This is a genomic window from Chroococcidiopsis sp. [FACHB-1243] (genome assembly GCF_014696895.1).
Taxonomy (GTDB): Bacteria; Cyanobacteriota; Cyanobacteriia; order Cyanobacteriales; family Chroococcidiopsidaceae; genus Chroococcidiopsis.
Genome location: NZ_JACJQX010000044.1, coordinates 1 through 17,996 on the forward strand (window position 1 = coordinate 1; position 17,996 = coordinate 17,996).

Genomic DNA, 17,996 nt, shown 5'->3' on the forward strand with positions numbered 1-17,996 from the left:
CAACTACAATCCCTGGTAAATTTAGTAGTTGAGTTAGTAGAGGCTCCATCCGCTAATTATTGTAAATCTTTATACATTAGCATACTACAGCCGATAGAACCGATTTGGGCAGCTTATTTCAATACTATTACAGTTGCTCAATTTATATGTTTGTATTTATTTATACTCAGATTAAGTATCACAATTGAAAGAATTTTGTGTAAGCTATTTTACCTCTATTCAGGTAATACTTTGTACCCTATCGACAACAATTTGCGCGGCGATCGCTCCTTTGTTTTTTTCTCTTGCAACTGCGATCGTCCCGATCAAAATAGTTGATTGGCGATCGCGCTTTAAAGCTATATTGGGAAGTCGGAAGTCGTAATTTGTCAGTTAGAAAACTCTTGCCTTTGACCAATAACCATCAACTCTCAAAAAATCTGTATCTCAATTAACAATTTTAGTAGATAGCTTGAGATTGACTTAATTAGAGCAGCTTGACAAAAGTATAGATCGCAGTAATTGTAGATTAGGAATGCGTAGCTTATGCTTGATACCCGCTTCAACGGTCAATTGCGGGAACAATCAACCCAATCGGGACGAGCCGATCTAAATCAACCTAAGTTGGAAGTTCGAGAAATCTGCAAATCCTATTCCAACCGTGGTAAGGAATTAGTAGTACTAGAAAAGATTAACTTCCAACTTGACCCTAGAGAATTTGTTTGTTTGGTTGGTGTATCTGGGTGTGGTAAATCTACTCTACTTAATATCGTGGCTGGACTCACAACTCCTTGTGCAGGTCAAGTATTAGTTGACGGTCAAACTGTGACTGGTCGTCCTGGGAGCGATCGCGGTATGGTGTTTCAAGGCTACACGCTCTATCCTTGGCTGACAGTCTCGCAAAATATTGCATTTGGTTTGCAGTTGCGTAAAATGTCTAAAGTGGAGCAGCGAGAGCGGGTAACATACTACTTGAACGTAGTTGGCTTGACTCCGTTTGCTAAAGCTTACCCAAAGCAATTATCAGGCGGGATGAAACAACGAGTTGCGATCGCTCGTGCTTTAGCTAACGAACCAGAAGTGCTATTGATGGATGAGCCTTTCGGCGCTTTGGACGCTCAAACCAAAGAACAAATGCAGCAATTTTTGTTAGAACTTTGGGAGCAAACTCATACGACTGTATTGATGATTACTCACGATGTCGAAGAAGCAATCTTTCTTTCCCAGCGCATTTATGTCATGAGCAGTCATCCCGGTCGGCTACAACTAGAAATACCTGTCAATTTGCCAGCTAACCGTCATTTAGAAATTAAACTCTCATCAGAATTTGTTGAGATAAAACGTCAAATTCTGCACGCTTTGCGCGGTGAGTAGGGGAGTCGGTAGGGGCGGGTTTCCAAACTCGCCCGTATGGGAGTCGGAAAGATTTATTCGTGCAACTTTCAGAAATAGAGTGTAAGTGATGGTTAAATTTCCTGCAAGACGTTTGATTGTGCTGGCTTTGGTATCTTTGTTATGGGCTGTTGCTTGTTCTCCTCAAAATTCAACAACTTCATCTTCTTCCCCTTCATCTCCCGCGCCTCAACCTCAAGTATTGATTTCTGGAATTAATCCTTGGCCTGGATATTCAGGTCACTATGTCGCACTCCAAAAAGATTTTTTTAGTCAAGAAGGCATCAAGGTGCAAGAAACTTTCTTTCAAAGTGCAACAGAAGGTATTACTGCATTCCTAGCTGGAAAAGTTGACGTAGGCTGGGTAACATCAGGAGATGCAGTACAAATGATTAGCAAAGACCCGTCGATTCGGATGATTTTTGTTGTCGATTATTCAAATGGATCGGATGGTATTTTAGGTCATAATATCAACAGTCCCAAAGACATGAAAGGGAAAACCGTTGCTAGAGAAAATATATTATTTGAGAAGGTTTTATTACGTAGCTACTTAGAGAAAGGCGGATTGACCGAACAAGATGTCATCGCAAGAGATTTAACTGCCGCAGATGCAGCAGCGGCATTTGCTGCCAAACGTGTCGATGCTGCCGTATCTTACGAACCCTGGTTGACTAAAGCAGCCAAGGAAAGTGGAGGAAAAATCATTTTTACCACCAAAGGTACAAATTTGATTGCTGACGTATTAGTCGTAAGACAAAAACTGATTGAAAGCCGTAGATCGGATCTTCAGGCTTATTTGCGGGCGATCGATAAGGGAGTTAAGTTAGTGAATTCTGGTGATGAAGAAGCAATCAAAATTGCTGCTCAAAAGTTAGGAGTCACGCCAGAGGAAGCAAAAGAACAAATCGCGGGAGTCAAGATTTTTGATTTGGACAGTAACAAGTCAATTGCATTTAACTTAAATCATCCCAACAATGCAATGAAAAATTTCGAGCTGACGGCAAGAGCTGCTTATGACTTTAAAATAGTTCCTAAACCTCTTGAGCTGAAATCTTTGTACGATGATTCTATAGTCAAATCAACTTAAACTTTATCATCCAAATTGTAAGGTGGGCATTGCCCACCTTACTACCACTCACCATGATGCACTCTAAAGCTGTCTGTCAAAGCTGGTTTTCGACGCAAAAAATTAGTGACAACCTCTACCTAATTAGCGAACCGCATTACTATTGGTGGAATCGGGCAAATCTCTGGTTAATTAAAGGTCGCGATCGCGATCTTTTGATCGATACTGGGCTAGGGGTTGCGAGTTTGCGGCAATACATTGCTAGTTTAATTGATAAACCGTTGTTGGCGATCGCCTCTCACATTCACTTCGATCATGCAGGTGGGATGCACGAATTCGACGAACGCGCCATTCATGCGGCGGAAGCCGAAGCACTGCAAAAAGGAGATGATTATGAGGCGTTGTGTACGCCAGCACAAGGCTGGGTATTAGAAGAACATTTCGACTTGCTACCTTACCCTGGATTTACAGTCGAAACATATACCTTAAATGCAGCAGAACCTACACAGATTTTACAAGAAGGAGACGTATTAGATTTAGGCGATCGCGCTTTTGAGGTGTTGCATCTCCCTGGACATTCTCCCGGCTGTATTGCTTTATATGAACCTAGAGCGCAAGATTTGTTTTCAGGAGATGTAATTTATGATGGTGAGTTGTTAGACGAACTTCATTGCAGTGATATCCCTACTTATATTGCTACCTACGAACGGCTAGAAAAACTCCCAATAGAGACAGTTTATCCCGGTCACTACACGATTTTTGGCAAGGAAAGATATCAACAAATTATCGCCGAGTATTTAGCAGCAAGGCGCAAACCTGGATGTCCTTCGGAAATTCAAGTGTAGGGCATTGCCCAATACGGTTCAGTTAAAAGTATTAGATCCTCGAAGATCCCCCCTAGCCCCCCTTAAAAAGGGGGGAAGATTGCCCCTGCGGAGCGAAGGGTTGGGGGGATCGAGTCTTATCTGTGCTACACTTCGCGAACGCTAAATGCGCCATCACTATCACTAGCAGCAAGCTTCAACCAGTCTATCGGCTCTCGCGAAAATAGAAAAGAGACTCCAACTGCCCCGACAAAGTTATCTAGATTCAACCCTTTCTCGGTATCCACGACCGTTCCTTGACCGTAGAATAAGCGATGAATCCGAAAACGATGGTAGTTAGCGATGAGTTGAGGTAGCGTCACATACTGACGATAATTGCGGGAATATAGTTCGGCATCTAATTTAGGCAAAAGATACCAAGGACAACGGATAACTCGATGATGGGCGTTGTGATAGCCAAAGTTTAGCAGCAATAGATTCAGCCAAGACCACCGCAAAGAAATGAGGTTAGAGAAAGTATTTGCTTCCTCATGTTCCAAACTATATTGCGGTAAGAATTGACCTAGTTGAAACACAGTGTACGTGTGTTGAAAACAATCAATAAATCTGAGGATGTTGATAAAGCAAATGTAAGCGAAAAAGTAAAGAACAATAGCACGGGGAGAATAGATTGCTAAGGCTGTGAATAGGCTACCTCGGAGTAATAGTAACAAACCGTTACGCACTCGTTCATCTCGACGCTGTTGTCCCAAAAATGGAGAAAGGGCATTAAACCACCGCAACAAAAAGTTAACGGCAGGAAAATAAAGCCATTCCAGCACCACAATTAGCCGTACTAGCGGCTTTGGTGCAGTTTGCAGGAAATCTGGTAGGGAAAAAGCAGAAAAGTCAGCCCTGTTTTTATGGTGGGCTAAATGGTTGCTGGCAACATCGCGATAACGACTGTAGCAAGAACCTGTCACAAACAGCATTACCTGCGCAAATGCGACATTCCAACGCGGGTTACGAAAAATGTTGCCATGAATGAATTCATGGACGAAGTATGCTGCCCAAATTAGCGTATGGGTTAATAACACCGTACCCAAGAGGTTTAACCACCACAAATGCTGCACGATGCAGAAGATGGCAAAGCTGTATCCTACCAAGACGTAGGCTAACGCCGCACCGTTAATCCAGTAGTTGCGATCGTTGATATAGAAACTTGCATCTGGGGTAGCTGCCGTAGTCATATCACTAAATGGATTTCCGAATCTAGCCTCGGATTCAGCATACGGGTGTCCATGCATGAAATATGTTTTGAAAAATACAGTTAGCTGGAGAAAGAGAACAGCAAGAAACGATCGCTATCTAGCTAGCGTTCCTTTGGCTCCAAATTCATCTAAACTGCGTAAGTAATTTCCAACTGTCTCCACAAAACGCGACGATCGCGACAAGTCGCCAAAAATCTCAGATAGGCTTAGTAAAGGTCTAGGATCGGAACCCCCAGAACGGGCGCGTTGTGTCAAAATGTCTGCCATAGGATCGTCAATCTCGATCGCATTGCCTCGGTCGTCCTGTCCCTTCAGGTAGCGGAACCAAGCAGCAATTGTCAGACTCATATAGTCGATCGCCCCATCCTGTTGTAGTGCGTCACGCAACGAACCCAGAATGAATTTTGGCATTTTAGCAGCACTATTGAGGCATAGGCGCGGCAATCGATCTTGAATCTTGGGATTGGCAAATCGTTGAATTAAAGTCTGTTTGTAATCGTCTAAATCGATTCCCGGTACGGGTTGAAGCGTGGGCGTAACTTCTGCCATCAAGCGATCGACGGCTTGCCGGATCGCTGGGTCTGCCATTACCTCATGCACGTAGGTATAGCCTGCTAAAGTGCCGAGATAGCCTATGAGTAGGTGACTGGCGTTGAGTAACCGAATTTTCATCATTTCATAAGGATGAACGTCATCGGTCATTTGTACGCCCACAGATTCTAAATCCGGTCTACCCGCACAAAAGTTATCCTCAACCACCCACTGAAGAAATGGTTCTGCTACCACTGGAAAGGCATCATCAATCTTAAATTGCTCCGCCACCATTTTGAGATCGGCTGCTGTTGTTGCGGGAGTAATGCGATCGACCATGCAGTTAGGAAAGGTGACGCGATCGCGAATCCAATTTCCTAACTCGGGATTTTGCATTTGAGCAAAAGCAGTTAACATTTTACGGGCAATATTGCCATTACCCTGTAGGTTGTCGCAGGATAACACCGTAAATGGTGGCAATCCTTGTTGGTGGCGCTTATCGAGTGCTGCTGTCAAAAAGCCGTAAACCCCGATTGGTTCGTGTGGATGTTGCAGATCGTGCTGAATTGTTGGATGGTTAGCATCAAATTCGCCGCTACCTTCAATGTAGTAGTAACCTGCCTCCGTAATCGTCAGCGTCACAATTCGACAGTGAGGATCTGCCAGTGCGTCAATAACGCGGGCGCGGTTATCTGGGGCAAAGAGATAGCGTGTAATCGAGCCAATAACACGCGCCCAATCGCCTTCAGTCGAGCGTTCCACCAAAGTATACAAACAATCCTGAGAATGCAGAGCATCGCGCATCCGGCGATCGAATTCCAGCAGTCCTACCCCACAGATCCCCCATTCGCGATCGCGAGTTTGCTGCAAATAGTTGTCAAGATATAACGCCTGATGCGCTCGATGGAATCCACCTACGCCAATATGGACAATGCCATTGATTATTTGGTGGCGATCGTAATTGGGAACGCGGATGTTGTTTGACAAACGAGATAAGGAAGCTTCATTCAGCTTAATTGTTGAGCCTGTGCTGATATTGCTGTTCATGGAATTCATGAGAAGTTAAATGGTGGCGACGGACTTTAGGAATGGCTTCACCTTGCTGGTTAAATAAATGACAGAGATCTCCATTTATTTGAAGCGGTGCGAGATCGTGCATCCGGCTGGGATTATCTCCGTCTGTTTGCACAATTAAGGTGTCGCCACCCGCAATCTTGACGTAGAGAAAAGTTTCTCCACCCAATCGTTCTACAACAAGCACTTCACCGTTGAGCGTAGCGTTATGGCGATCGAGTCGCAAATGTTCGGGACGAATCCCCAGCGTGGCGCGATCGCCCACCGACAATCCAGGCTGAACCGGAATTGTGACTGTTGCGTCACCAGGCAGTGCAACTGTCGTACTAGAAGCATTGACAGCTGCCACCGTAACTGAGAGAAAATTCATTTTGGGCGAACCGATAAACCCAGCCACGAATAAATTGCGGGGATGGTGGTACAGTTCCAACGGCGATCCGACTTGCTCGATAATGCCACCCTGCAACACCACAATCTTGTCAGCTAGCGTCATCGCCTCCACTTGATCGTGCGTCACGTAAATCATCGTGGCTTGCAAAGTATCATGTAGGCTAGCAAGTTCGATCCGCATCTGTACGCGCAAAGCTGCATCCAAGTTTGACAGCGGCTCGTCGAACAAAAAGACTTTAGGTTTGCGCACTAAAGCCCGACCGATCGCTACCCGTTGGCGTTGTCCTCCTGAGAGTTCTCTAGGCTTCCGATTTAATAGCGGTTCTAATTGCAAGATACGGGCAACTTCTTTCGCTCTTTCAAGACGCTGAGCCTTGGGAACACCCGCTAGGCGCAGACTAAACGCCATATTCTCTGCTACCGTCATGTGGGGATACAAGGCATAGGTTTGAAACACCATTGCCAACCCGCGCTTATCTGGTGGCACGTCATTCACTCTCACGCCATCAATGAGTAAATCGCCAGATGTGATTTCTTCCAGTCCCGCGATCGCCCGTAACAAAGTTGATTTGCCACAACCAGAAGGACCGACAAAGACAACAAATTCGCGATCGCCGATATCAAGATCGATACCTTTAATCACCTCAGTATCGGCATACCGTTTATGGATGTTTCTTAATGTGAGTGTTGACATAATTTTGGTAATTGGTAATTGTTATAGTGGCTAGTGGCTGGTGGCTAGTGGAACCAGCAGTAAATAGGGTGTGGGGGAGCCGGTGCGGTGCGGGGGGTTCCCTCGTTGTAGCAACTGGCGTTGTGGGGTGTAGGGAATTTTGAATGCGTGAATTTTGAATTGCTCCCTTGTCCCCCTTGTCCCCCTTGTCCCCTACTTCACTGCTCCAAACGTCAACCCCCGTACCAGTTGCCGTTGACTGAGCCAGCCGAAGATTAGGATGGGTGCGATCGCCAATGTTGATGCGGCGGAGAGTTTTGCCCAGAATAGCCCTTGGGGACTGGAAAATGAGGCAATAAATGCTGTGAGTGGTGCTGCATCTGCTGTCGTCAGGTTTAAGCTCCAGAAGGCTTCGTTCCATGACAAAATAATTGAGAGCAGTGCAGTGGAAGCAATTCCAGGTAATGCTAGGGGTAGCAAGACGTGGATCAGTTCTTGGCGAGTATTTGCCCCATCCATGCGATCGGCTTCGAGAATATCTTTGGGAACTTCTTTGAAGAAGCTGTAGATCATCCAGACAACGATCGGCAAGTTAATCAGGGTATAAATAATAATCAAACCGATGCGGGTATCTAGCAATCCCAAGTTGCGACACAGAATGTAGATCGGCACTAATACGCCAACGGGTGGCAGCATTTTAGTAGACAGCATCCACAGTAAGGTTCCTTTGGTGCGCTTGGTGGGGAAGAATGCCATTGCATAGGCAGCAGGTACGGCAAGCAGCAGCGCGAGTATTGTCGATCCAAGCGAAACTACTAGGCTATTAAACGCATAATTGAAATAATCTGCCCGATCTTGGATGGCAACATAATTTTCCAATGTGGGCTGGAAAAACAATTGCGGTGGAGTAGAAACAGCTGCCACTTCGGTTTTGAAGCTGGTAATAAACATCCAGAAGATCGGGAAAAACAAGATGGCAGCGGCGAGCCATCCTAGCAATGTCCACAGCCAGAGGCGAGAATTTTTACGTGCCACGATCAGGTCTCCAAATTACGAGCAACGCTACGCATTAAAAAGATCGCTACGATGTTGGCAAGGATGACGGCGATTAATCCACCCGCTGAAGCACCGCCAACATCAAATTCCAGCAAAGCTTTCAGGAAAATATAATAGGCAAGGTTAGTAGTTGCCAGTCCAGGTCCACCACCAGTAGTCACGAAGATTTCGGCAAAGATTGTCAGGAAGAAAATCGTCTCGATCGCAGCGACTACGGCAATCGCACGACTCAAATGCGGTAGCATGACAAAACGAAATAAGGCGATCGCATTTGCTCCATCCATCCGCGCCGCCTCTAGTTGTTCGCGGTCTAAAGACTGAATGGCAGTTAATAAAATTAGCAGTGCAAAGGGCAGCCATTCCCAGGAAACAATCATGATAATTGCCAGCAGGGGAAAATCGGCAAACCAATCGATCGCCCCTAAGCCCAATCCTCTTGTAATTTGAGCAAACAGTCCGTTAACTGGATGCATCAGCATATTTTTCCAAATCAGGGCGCTGACTGTAGGCATGACGAAGAATGGAGAAATCGCCAATACCCGCGCAATCCCGCGACCAGGAAAGTCTTGGTCAAATAAGATTGCGAGTAACGTGCCTAGCGCGATCGTAATTGCTAACACGGAGGCGACCAAAATTAGAGTGGTGGCGATCGCCGTCCATAATGCCGGATCGGTGAGAATAAAGGTAAAGTTTTCAATTCCAATGAATCTGCGGGCATCTGGATTCAGCAGGTTATACCGCTGAAAGGAAAACCATAAGGTCATCGCCAGAGGCACAATCATCCATAGCAACAGCACAACGACCGAAGGCGCAACTAAAGGTAAGGTCGATGTCTGTCGCCTAGAACGCTTGGCGGGTGGTGGCGTTGCCTGTTGAGGCTTTACAGCTAATGAGGAAGACATAAGTAAGTCAAAAGTTAAAAGTCAAAAGTTAAAAATTGTAGGGGCGGGCTCACCCGAAATACTGGTCAGAATCAAATACGATTGGTGAACCCGCCCCTACGACTCACTGGTCAATATATCCGGTGTGTTTCATGAAACGTTCGGTTGCACTCTGCGATTGTTGCAATGCTCGATCTACCGAAATGTTGTTGGTCAGTGCGGCGGCGATGGTTTGCCCAACAGAAGCGCCGATCGCTTGAAATTCTGGAATGTCTACATATTGAACTCCCTTGTAAGGAGTTGGTTCGGCGGCGGGATGGGTAATATCGGCAGATTGGATTGAGTTCAAGACAATCTGAGCAAACGGTGCGGCTTTTTGATAGTTGGGGTTGTTGTAGGTGGAAGTCCTCGTCCCTGGTGGAACAGCAACCCAGCCGTTTTTGTTTGCAACCAATTGGATGTATTCCTTGGATGTTGCCCAGGCGATGAACTTTTGCGCCTCTGCGGGAGATTTTGAGGTTTGAGGAATTGCTAACGCCCAAGCCCATAGCCAGTTAGAGCCGTTAGGATATTCTTCGATTGGCGCACGGGCAAAGCCAACGCGATCGGTGACTTGAGATTCTTTCGGATTGGATAACAGCCCCGCTGCAACGGTTGCATCTACCCACATGCCGCATTTACCCGTCGAGAATAACGCGAGATTCTCGTTGAATCCATTGGAACTGGCTCCTGGGGGTCCATATTTTTGTAGCAGTTGGACATAAAATCCTACTGCCTCTTTCCAGGCTGGAGTATCGAGCTGAGGTTGCCACTTCATGTCAAACCATCTTCCGCCGGAAGTGTTGACCAACGTAGACAGAAATGCCATGTTTTCCCCCCAGCCAGGTTTTCCTCGCAGGCAAACGCCATATACCCCGTTTGCCGGATCGTGAACTTTGCTCGCCCATTGTGCGATCTGAGCGTATGTTGGTTGTTCGGGAACGTTAATCTTTGCTTTGGCAAACAAATCTTTGCGGTAGTAAAGCATTGAACTTTCTCCATAGAACGGCAGCGCGTAGAGCGTGCCGTCGTTGGAAAGTCCTTCTTTGATGGGTTTTAGCAGATCGTTTACGTCATAGCTAGCAGGTAGGCTATTCAATGGTGTTAGCCAACCTCGTCTCGCCCATATCGGGGTTTCATAAGAACCGATTGTCAAGACATCAAATTGTCCTCCCTGGCTGGCAACATCCGTAGTCGTGCGTTGGCGCAACACGTTTTCTTCCAGCACCACCCACCTGAGTTCGATATTGGGGTTTTCTTGTTCAAACTGGCGAGAAAGCGCCTGCATGACAACCATGTCACCGTTGTTAACGGTGGCGATCGTCAATCTAGTTTTCTCGGCGGCTGATGAAGACGAACAAGCGTGTAGCAGTTGCACCAGCACCAACCCAGCTACGAATGCAACCAGTACTTTAGCGAAGCGGGGGATACGCACCGCATAACTCCTTTGATGTTAAAAAATTAAATGAAATTTTGATTTTATGCTCTTACGTCGGGCAAAAGCTCAATAATAGAGATCGTACTCGGCTCGATTTAAAAAATGAGAAGTCAATGAGTATTTGCAATAATTCTTCAACAATAGGTAGAACCAATGACAGCAAGAGCCACCTATGACTTTGGGGGTAAGACCATCCTAATTACAGGCGGTGCAGGAGACATTGGCAAAGCGACCGCACATCGTTTTGCTGCTAATGGTGCAGGTGTGGCACTTTTGGATTTAAACGAAACCAAAATGCTAGATGTAGCGCGAAAACTAGCAGAGTACAACGTTCCAGTCGCCACATTTGGCTGTGATGTCACAAACCCTGAAAATGTTGCTAAAGCTTTTGCCGGGGCTGTAGAGCAGTTGGGACGGATCGACTATGTTTTTAATAATGCAGGCTATCAAGGTTTGTTTGCCAAGACTGACGAGTATCCAGAAGATGACTTTCAAAAAGTCATTGACATCAACGTTGTCGGCGTTTTTCACGTTCTCAAGGCTGCCGCACGACATATGCGCGAATCTGGTGGCGGGGCAATTGTGAATATGGCAAGTTATGCGGGGGTAGTAGGTCCACCGAACATGTCGGCTTATGCTGCTTCTAAGTTTGCGGTCATCGGCATGACTCAGACAGCAGCAAAGGATCTCGCTCCTTATGGTATTAGAGTCAATGCACTCTCTCCAGCGTTAATCGGTCCTGGCATGATGTGGACGCGACAAACAGAATTACAGGCATCTGTAGGATCTCAATACTTTGATTCCGATCCCAAAGTCGTCGAGCAGCAAATGATCGATTCAGTACCAATGCGCCGTTTGGGAAGCTTAGAAGAGGTTGCTAATGGTGTGGAGTTTCTCATGAGTGAAGAAGCCAGCTATATTACTGGGTTTAACTTGGAGATTACGGGTGGACAGTAGGGGGACAAGGGGGACAAGGGGGACAAGGGGGACTAGGAGCAACCGTCAACTGTCTTTCACGCAGTGAAGCGGAGCGCATCTACTGTCAACTAACAAGCAATTACCCATTACCCATTACCACTTTTAATAATTTGTAAAGAACTGAGCAAAATGTCTTGCTTTGAGCATATGCTCAAAAGTACAATCTTCCTTTTGAGAGATATACAAATCCTGAAGGTAGGATATGGGAGAAACTGGTTCGGAGCGGCGCGATCGCAAGTTAGATCTGGCAGCTCATGCGGCTTGGCTCTATTACATAGCTGGAAATACGCAAGAAGAAATTGCAGCAAAGCTCAGCGTGTCTCGGCAAGCAGCACAACGCCTCATTGCGCTGGCAGTGAGTGAAAAGCTGATCAAATTTCGGCTCGATCATCCTTTGAGTGAATGTATTGCTCTGGCTGAAGCGTTACGCGACAAATTCGATTTATCGCTTTGCGAAGTCGTACCGAGTGACGTGGGAAGTGGCGACACATTCAACGGTATCGGCGTGCGTGCTGCTAGCTGTTTAGAAACGTATCTTATTGCAAAAACGCCTACAGTATTGGCATTTACTTCAGGGCGAACATTGCGATCGATGGTGGAGCAGATCCCGTCAATGGAGCGACCGCAGCATAAAATTGTTTCTACTATTGGTAATATGTCTCATTACGGGCGGGCAGGTCATCATGAAGTCGTGATGCATTTATCAGAGCGGGTTGGTTCGCAAGCGTATCCCGTACCGACTCCGGTTGTAGCGACTAGTGTTGAAGAACGGGAACTGTTGCAAACGCAGCGATCGTTCATTGCCGTCAAAACTCTTGCCGAGCAAGCTAAGGCAACGTTTGTCGGTATCGGTCAGATTGTTTGGAATGCCCCATTACATCAAAATGGCTTTATTAACGATGACGAGATAGCTGAATTAGTCGAACTGGGTGCAGTGGGGGAGATTGCAGGCTGGGCGTACGATCGCCACGGAGTTTTGCTGCAACAGGGAACGAATAGCCGTGTCGCCAGCGTACCGTTGGAACAACCAGTACAAAGGCTCGTTATTGGTGTAGCAGGTGGCGTGAAAAAAGCAGAAGCCATTTTAGCTGCTTTACGCGGCAAGCTAATTACAGGGTTAATTATCGATGAAGCAGCTGCTCAAACAATTCTTGCCAAAATTTGAATTGGTGAATAAAAAAGCGATCGCCCTCATAATTTAAACAGAACGCGATCGCCCAATCACCAACTACCAACTACCAATTAGATATCCCGTTCGCTCAATTCGCGAGTCATGTGATCGAACGGTTCATCGATAAAAGCTGTATTTTCTGCGCCAGCTGCTACTGCTTGTGCCTTCACAATATCCTTCATCATTTGGATACCGCGCACTGTAGGACCAATTGGTACACCCAGAGAATTATAAGTCTCCCGCAAGCCTTGTAGTACGCGCTCGTCTAACACATCCATGTTGCCAGCTACCAGCGCGTAAGTCGCATAACGGAGGTAATAGTCCATATCTCTCAGACAAGCGGCATAGCGCCGCGTCGTATAGGCATTACCACCAGGACGAATCAATTCTGGTTGTTCGGCAAATAATTGCGAACCAGCCTGCTTGACAATTGACGCAGCATTTGAGTTGACTGTTGCAGCTGCTTGAACCCGTGCCGTTCCGGTGTCAAAGTAGGACTTGAGCCGTTCTAATGCAGTGCGATCGAAGTACCGTCCTGCCACGTCGTAAGTCCCAATTAAGCTTGTTATTGCATCCCGCATTTGATTGCTCTCCGAATTTTTCCTATCTGTGGTTTGATATTGTTGAGCTAAGGAATTGCACTTGTTAACGACTGACCGTGCCACCTCAAGCTTGAAAGCCTACAAGCAAACCATTGCTCTTTAAGGATTTTAAGCTAAATTTGACCCCGATGAGAAACCATCCATGCGTCCCAATTAATACAGCTTGTTAAGGAATAACTAATATAAGCCTCCAGGCAGACGTTTTGTCATTTAAACTACAAAATTGCCTTCACTCTCTTTCTAGGATGATTCAAATGTGGCAAGATCTGGCTTCCAGTAAACCACATCGTGGCAGCAAGCTAAGAGCGCAGTAGTTCCATTCAGTCATTGGCAGATTAAGGAGTCACCATGCCCGAAACCGCACAAGAAGTCTTGAAGATGATTCAAGATCAGAACATTCAAGTCATCGATCTAAAATTCATTGACACGCCTGGAATTTGGCAGCATTTGACGGTATACCAAAACCAAATTGAAGAAAGTAGCTTCACCGACGGCGTAGCCTTCGATGGTTCTAGTATTCGCGGTTGGAAAGCCATTAATGAATCAGATATGGCAATGGTTCCCGATCCAAAAACCGCTTGGATCGATCCATTTATGGCAGAACCGACTCTAAGCCTAATCTGTAGCATTATTGAACCTCGTACGGGAGAGCCTTACGCTCGCGATCCTCGCTCTATTGCTCAAAAAGCCCTAGACTATCTAATCTCCACAGGCATCGGTGACACAGCCTTTTTTGGTCCAGAAGCCGAGTTTTTCATTTTTGATGATGTCCGCTTCGACCAAAATCAGCACGAAGGATACTACCACGTAGATTCCATTGAAGGGCGTTGGAATACAGGTAGAAAAGAAGAGGGTGGCAACCTGGGTTACAAACCCCGCTACAAAGAGGGATATTTCCCAGTTGCGCCAACAGATACATCTCAGGATATGCGGACTGAGATGTTACTGACGATGGCTAAGTGTGGCGTGCCAATCGAAAAGCACCACCATGAAGTTGCAAGCGGTGGACAGTGCGAACTTGGTATTCGCTTCGATACTATGATTAGGTCGGCTGACAATTTGATGATTTATAAGTACGTCATCAAAAATGTTGCCAGAAAGTATGGCAAAACTATCACCTTTATGCCAAAGCCAGTGTTTAACGACAATGGCTCGGGGATGCACACCCACCAATCAATTTGGAAAGACGGGCAGCCTTTGTTTGCAGGCGATAAATATGCTGGTTTAAGTGAAATGGGGCTGCATTACATTGGTGGTATTCTCAAGCACGCTCCTGCACTTTTAGCTTTAACCAATCCCACAACTAATTCTTACAAGCGCTTAGTCCCTGGATTTGAAGCGCCTGTAAACCTTGCCTATTCTCAAGGTAACCGCTCTGCTTCCATCCGCATTCCGCTATCTGGACCCAATCCTAAAGCTAAGCGGTTAGAGTTTCGTTGTCCAGATGCAACGGCTAACCCCTATCTAGCCTTTGCTGCTATGCTTTGCGCTGGACTAGACGGGATTAAGAATCAGATCGACCCTGGCGAACCCTTAGACGTGGATATCTACGACTTGTCTCCAGAAGAGTTAAGCAAGATTCCTTCCACTCCAGGCTCGTTAGAAGACGCTCTAGAAGCATTGGAAAAAGATCATGAATTCTTGACGACAACTGGGGTATTCACGGAAGATTTCCTCCAAACCTGGATTGCTTACAAGCTTGATAACGAAGTTAACCCGATGCGGTTACGTCCCCATCCTTATGAATTTGCCCTCTACTACGATTGTTAGGTAGAGACGTAACATGTAACGTCCGTACATTGTCAGAATAAATTCTTTGCCACCGCGATCGCATCGCAGGTGGCTTTTTTCATGCGGTAAATATGTTATCGCGGGTTTGCTGGGATATTTGGTTGGATCTCAAAGATTGTTGGTGAACCCGCCCCTACATTGTCTCCCTTGTCCAAAAATTTTTCACCAAAAATCTACATACCTATCGAAAGATTTAGGAATTTTTCGTAACACTTATTTACAATAAATTAAAGATTAGGTAAAGACCGACTCAAAACCGATTCCAGCAACTACCTATGGCTGATACTTTAACAAAACTGACATATCAAACTTTTCAGCAGAGCAAAAATTACTTCGGACTGGCTCACAAGATGCTCAGCACGCGGGTGATGAGCCTCGTTTCGCCGAGCGATCGCAAGTCTAAGCCTTTGCCTCTAGACCTGCTACAGAAAATTCACCAGCGTTACGAACGTCTGTTGGAAGTAGACTGGCAAGATGCCGAGGCAGGAGTCTATCCTCACAATATCCTGTTCGATAACCCTTGGGATGAGTTTTTCCTCTACTATCCGGCTGTATGGTTCGATTTGCCGCAAATTTGGGAAAGAGCCAAACAAAAAAATTACCAAGATTTCGACTCGAATTTAGATATTGCTGGCTATCCCAGCTACTACCTGCAAAATTTCCACCATCAAACGGGTGGCTATTTAAGCGATTTGTCAGCCAATCTCTACGATTTACAAGTGGAAATCTTATTTGGCGGCTCGGCTGATGCCATGCGGCGGCGGATTCTCGTACCCTTAAAGCAAGGATTGAGTGCTTTTGACGATGTACCCGCTAGCCAATTTAAGGTTCTCGATATTGCTTGCGGTACTGGTCGTACCTTAAAAATGATTCGCGTCGCTTTACCCAAAGCATCGCTATTCGGTACAGATTTATCCCCAGCCTATTTGCGCAAAGCCAATCAGATGTTGTCTCAAATTTCTGGGGAACTACCGCAACTGCTGCAAGCTAATGCTGAAGAGTTGCCATATATGGATAACTACTTCCACGCTACGACCAGCGTATTCTTATTCCACGAACTACCAGCAGTCGCACGGCAGCGAGTTATCGAAGAAGCTTTCCGAGTTACTAAACCAGGTGGTAAATTTATCATCTGCGACTCGATTCAGATGAGCGATTCCCCAGAAATGGAGCCAGCCATGACAGGCTTCTACGAAACCTTTCACGAGCCATACTACAGACATTACATGACAGATGACTTAGTAGAGCGTTTAGAAAAGGTAGGTTTTGAGAATGTCACTACTGAAGTCCAATACATGAGTAAGGTATTGGTAGCATGTAAGCCAGTGTAGCAACTGCGAGTGTAAAAATTGCGATCGAAGGCGGTGGCATCGTCACCGCCTTTGAATGACGGGAGAAAGTTAAGATTTATTGCTAAAGACAGGCAATTACTATGCCTAAAAGCGATAAATTGGGTCTAGAAGACCTCAAAGCTGTTAGAAGGCATTTCTATGACGAGCGATCGACCCGATCCGGCAACGGTAGTAAGTGACTCTATGTCTAGCGAAGAAATCCTCGAAGAGTTAGTTGAAGGTACTGGTATTAACCATGTAGAGGTGATCGAAACTGTCATTGCAAGCTTGCAGCAAGATGAAAGTGCAATGGTCAGTCATACTCAGAATAGCTATTTATGGAAGTTTAAGTATGGTAGCGTTGAAGTCTTCGTGCAACTAACCGGACAAACCGATGAAGACACGTTCAAAGTTTGGTCGGCGGTATTAAAATTACCCACCAAAAATGATGCTGGTTTAATGCGACGGTTACTAGAAATGAACTGGTCTGATACCTTTGAAGCCAGTTTCGGTATCTTTGACGAGCAAGTTGTAGTTTTGTCTACCCGCACTGTAGCAGAACTTTCTGCTGGCGAAGTATCCCGCCTAATTACAGTCGTAGCTACAATCGCCGATGATAATGACGAAGCTTTACAACAAGAATTTGCTAATTGATGGTAATGGGTAATGGGTAGTTGGTAGTTAATAATGGGCAATGGGTAATGGGTAATGGATAGTTGTTCACTTGCTCCCTCAGCTCCCTCAGCTCTCTTCCCCGACTCCCGCATTTGGCGGTTAATTCCTCACCTAGAAGCACCAGGAACAGTCCAAATGGCGATCGATCGCTATCTGGTCGAGCAGCATCAGTTAGGTCTAATGCTTGCTACATTAAGGTTTTACACTTGGTCGCCGCCAGCAATTTCTCTTGGCTACCATCAACATCAGTATCCCGATCGCTGGCAAAATTTAATTTGGCATGGTAGGGCGCTCGATTTGGTACGCCGTCCAACGGGAGGTAGGGCAGTTTTACATCAAGGCGATTTAACCTATGCTGTGGTGATGTCAGGATTATCTGGAAGTCGCACTCAGGCATACCAACAAATTTGTGAATTTCTCATTCAGGGGTGGCGATCGCTCGGTATCCAGCTACACTATGGTACGGCTGGACGAGGGTACATTCATAACCCTAACTGCTTTGGTACGGCAACGGGAGCGGATCTCGTTTTGGAGGATGGGACAAAATTAATTGGTAGCGCTCAACTAAGGCGGGGTGGTGTTATCCTTCAACATGGTTCGATGCGGCTGGAACCAGATGAGGAGTTGTTTGCTCAAGTGTTTGGTAAAGATGTTTTTGCTCCAGTAAAACTACCTCTGAATCAACGAGGGGAAGATTTAATTCAAACAATCATAGATGCTTTAGTTACATCTGCCAAAAGTTATTTTCAAGCTGAATTTGTCGTACAACCGCTATCCGATCGAGAATGGGAAAAAGTATATTTGGATTGTGATTAAAGCTACCACAAAACGCCTTTTCTTCTCTGCTCCCTGCTC

The 17,996-nt window shown here is 45.9% G+C and carries 16 protein-coding genes; 9 read left to right on the forward strand and 7 right to left on the reverse strand.

The genetic code is table 11. From position 1 onward, the window contains the following. Positions 1 to 525 precede the first annotated feature (525 nt). The 3 genes from H6G17_RS25945 to H6G17_RS25955 all read left to right on the forward strand — a co-directional run bounded on the left by H6G17_RS25945 (position 526) and on the right by H6G17_RS25955 (position 3,282). Positions 526 to 1,353, forward strand: a complete 828-nt coding sequence (locus tag H6G17_RS25945) for an ABC transporter ATP-binding protein (RefSeq protein ID WP_192161463.1) — start codon at positions 526 to 528, stop codon at positions 1,351 to 1,353. 88 nt (positions 1,354 to 1,441) lie between these two features. After that, entirely contained in the window at positions 1,442 to 2,458 is a 1,017-nt protein-coding gene (locus H6G17_RS25950) for an ABC transporter substrate-binding protein (protein WP_192161464.1), read from the forward strand. A gap of 56 nt (positions 2,459 to 2,514) precedes the next feature. Further along, positions 2,515 to 3,282 carry an MBL fold metallo-hydrolase gene (locus tag H6G17_RS25955; RefSeq protein WP_192161511.1) on the forward strand — a complete coding sequence of 256 codons (768 nt, stop codon included), beginning with the start codon at positions 2,515 to 2,517 and terminating at the stop codon, positions 3,280 to 3,282. A 125-nt stretch (positions 3,283 to 3,407) separates the two neighbouring features. Here H6G17_RS25955 and H6G17_RS25960 read toward each other — a convergent pair whose 3' ends face one another. The 6 genes from H6G17_RS25960 to H6G17_RS25985 form a co-directional block, all read right to left on the reverse strand. Further along, positions 3,408 to 4,490 carry a fatty acid desaturase gene (locus H6G17_RS25960; RefSeq protein ID WP_242038599.1) on the reverse strand — a complete coding sequence of 361 codons (1,083 nt, stop codon included), beginning with the start codon at positions 4,488 to 4,490 and terminating at the stop codon, positions 3,408 to 3,410. Positions 4,491 to 4,604: 114 nt separating this feature from the next. Then, positions 4,605 to 6,089, reverse strand: coding sequence for a mannitol dehydrogenase family protein (locus H6G17_RS25965; RefSeq protein ID WP_192161512.1), 1,485 nt, complete (start codon positions 6,087 to 6,089; stop codon positions 4,605 to 4,607). Next, positions 6,055 to 7,200 carry a sn-glycerol-3-phosphate ABC transporter ATP-binding protein UgpC gene (ugpC, locus tag H6G17_RS25970; RefSeq protein WP_192161466.1) on the reverse strand — a complete coding sequence of 382 codons (1,146 nt, stop codon included), beginning with the start codon at positions 7,198 to 7,200 and terminating at the stop codon, positions 6,055 to 6,057. Before ugpC ends, H6G17_RS25965 begins: the two co-directional genes overlap by 35 nt. A gap of 192 nt (positions 7,201 to 7,392) precedes the next feature. Further along, positions 7,393 to 8,214 carry a carbohydrate ABC transporter permease gene (locus H6G17_RS25975; RefSeq protein ID WP_192161467.1) on the reverse strand — a complete coding sequence of 274 codons (822 nt, stop codon included), beginning with the start codon at positions 8,212 to 8,214 and terminating at the stop codon, positions 7,393 to 7,395. Between the two features lie 2 nt (positions 8,215 to 8,216). After that, positions 8,217 to 9,137: a sugar ABC transporter permease gene (locus H6G17_RS25980; RefSeq protein ID WP_192161468.1), complete on the reverse strand. Its 921-nt coding sequence runs from the start codon at positions 9,135 to 9,137 to the stop codon at positions 8,217 to 8,219. Between the two features lie 103 nt (positions 9,138 to 9,240). After that, entirely contained in the window at positions 9,241 to 10,542 is a 1,302-nt protein-coding gene (locus H6G17_RS25985; protein WP_242038602.1) for a sugar ABC transporter substrate-binding protein, read from the reverse strand. 204 nt (positions 10,543 to 10,746) lie between these two features. On the opposite strand from H6G17_RS25985, the gene H6G17_RS25990 reads away from it, so the two are divergent. Beyond that, positions 10,747 to 11,550 carry an SDR family NAD(P)-dependent oxidoreductase gene (locus H6G17_RS25990; protein ID WP_192161469.1) on the forward strand — a complete coding sequence of 268 codons (804 nt, stop codon included), beginning with the start codon at positions 10,747 to 10,749 and terminating at the stop codon, positions 11,548 to 11,550. A gap of 223 nt (positions 11,551 to 11,773) precedes the next feature. Continuing rightward, positions 11,774 to 12,736 carry a sugar-binding transcriptional regulator gene (locus H6G17_RS25995; protein WP_192161470.1) on the forward strand — a complete coding sequence of 321 codons (963 nt, stop codon included), beginning with the start codon at positions 11,774 to 11,776 and terminating at the stop codon, positions 12,734 to 12,736. Between the two features lie 77 nt (positions 12,737 to 12,813). Here H6G17_RS25995 and apcB read toward each other — a convergent pair whose 3' ends face one another. Continuing rightward, complete coding sequence (gene apcB, locus H6G17_RS26000; RefSeq protein ID WP_192161471.1) at positions 12,814 to 13,323, reverse strand: allophycocyanin subunit beta; 510 nt, start codon at positions 13,321 to 13,323, stop codon at positions 12,814 to 12,816. A 369-nt stretch (positions 13,324 to 13,692) separates the two neighbouring features. On the opposite strand from apcB, the gene glnA reads away from it, so the two are divergent. From glnA to H6G17_RS26020, 4 genes are all read left to right on the forward strand, one after another. Further along, positions 13,693 to 15,114 carry a type I glutamate--ammonia ligase gene (gene glnA, locus H6G17_RS26005; RefSeq protein WP_039713633.1) on the forward strand — a complete coding sequence of 474 codons (1,422 nt, stop codon included), beginning with the start codon at positions 13,693 to 13,695 and terminating at the stop codon, positions 15,112 to 15,114. Positions 15,115 to 15,410: 296 nt separating this feature from the next. Beyond that, complete coding sequence (locus H6G17_RS26010) at positions 15,411 to 16,466, forward strand: class I SAM-dependent methyltransferase (protein ID WP_192161472.1); 1,056 nt, start codon at positions 15,411 to 15,413, stop codon at positions 16,464 to 16,466. Positions 16,467 to 16,625: 159 nt separating this feature from the next. Then, positions 16,626 to 17,120: a YbjN domain-containing protein gene (locus H6G17_RS26015; protein WP_192161473.1), complete on the forward strand. Its 495-nt coding sequence runs from the start codon at positions 16,626 to 16,628 to the stop codon at positions 17,118 to 17,120. Between the two features lie 54 nt (positions 17,121 to 17,174). Further along, positions 17,175 to 17,957, forward strand: coding sequence for a biotin/lipoate A/B protein ligase family protein (locus H6G17_RS26020; RefSeq protein ID WP_192161474.1), 783 nt, complete (start codon positions 17,175 to 17,177; stop codon positions 17,955 to 17,957). Positions 17,958 to 17,996: the final 39 nt, after the last annotated feature.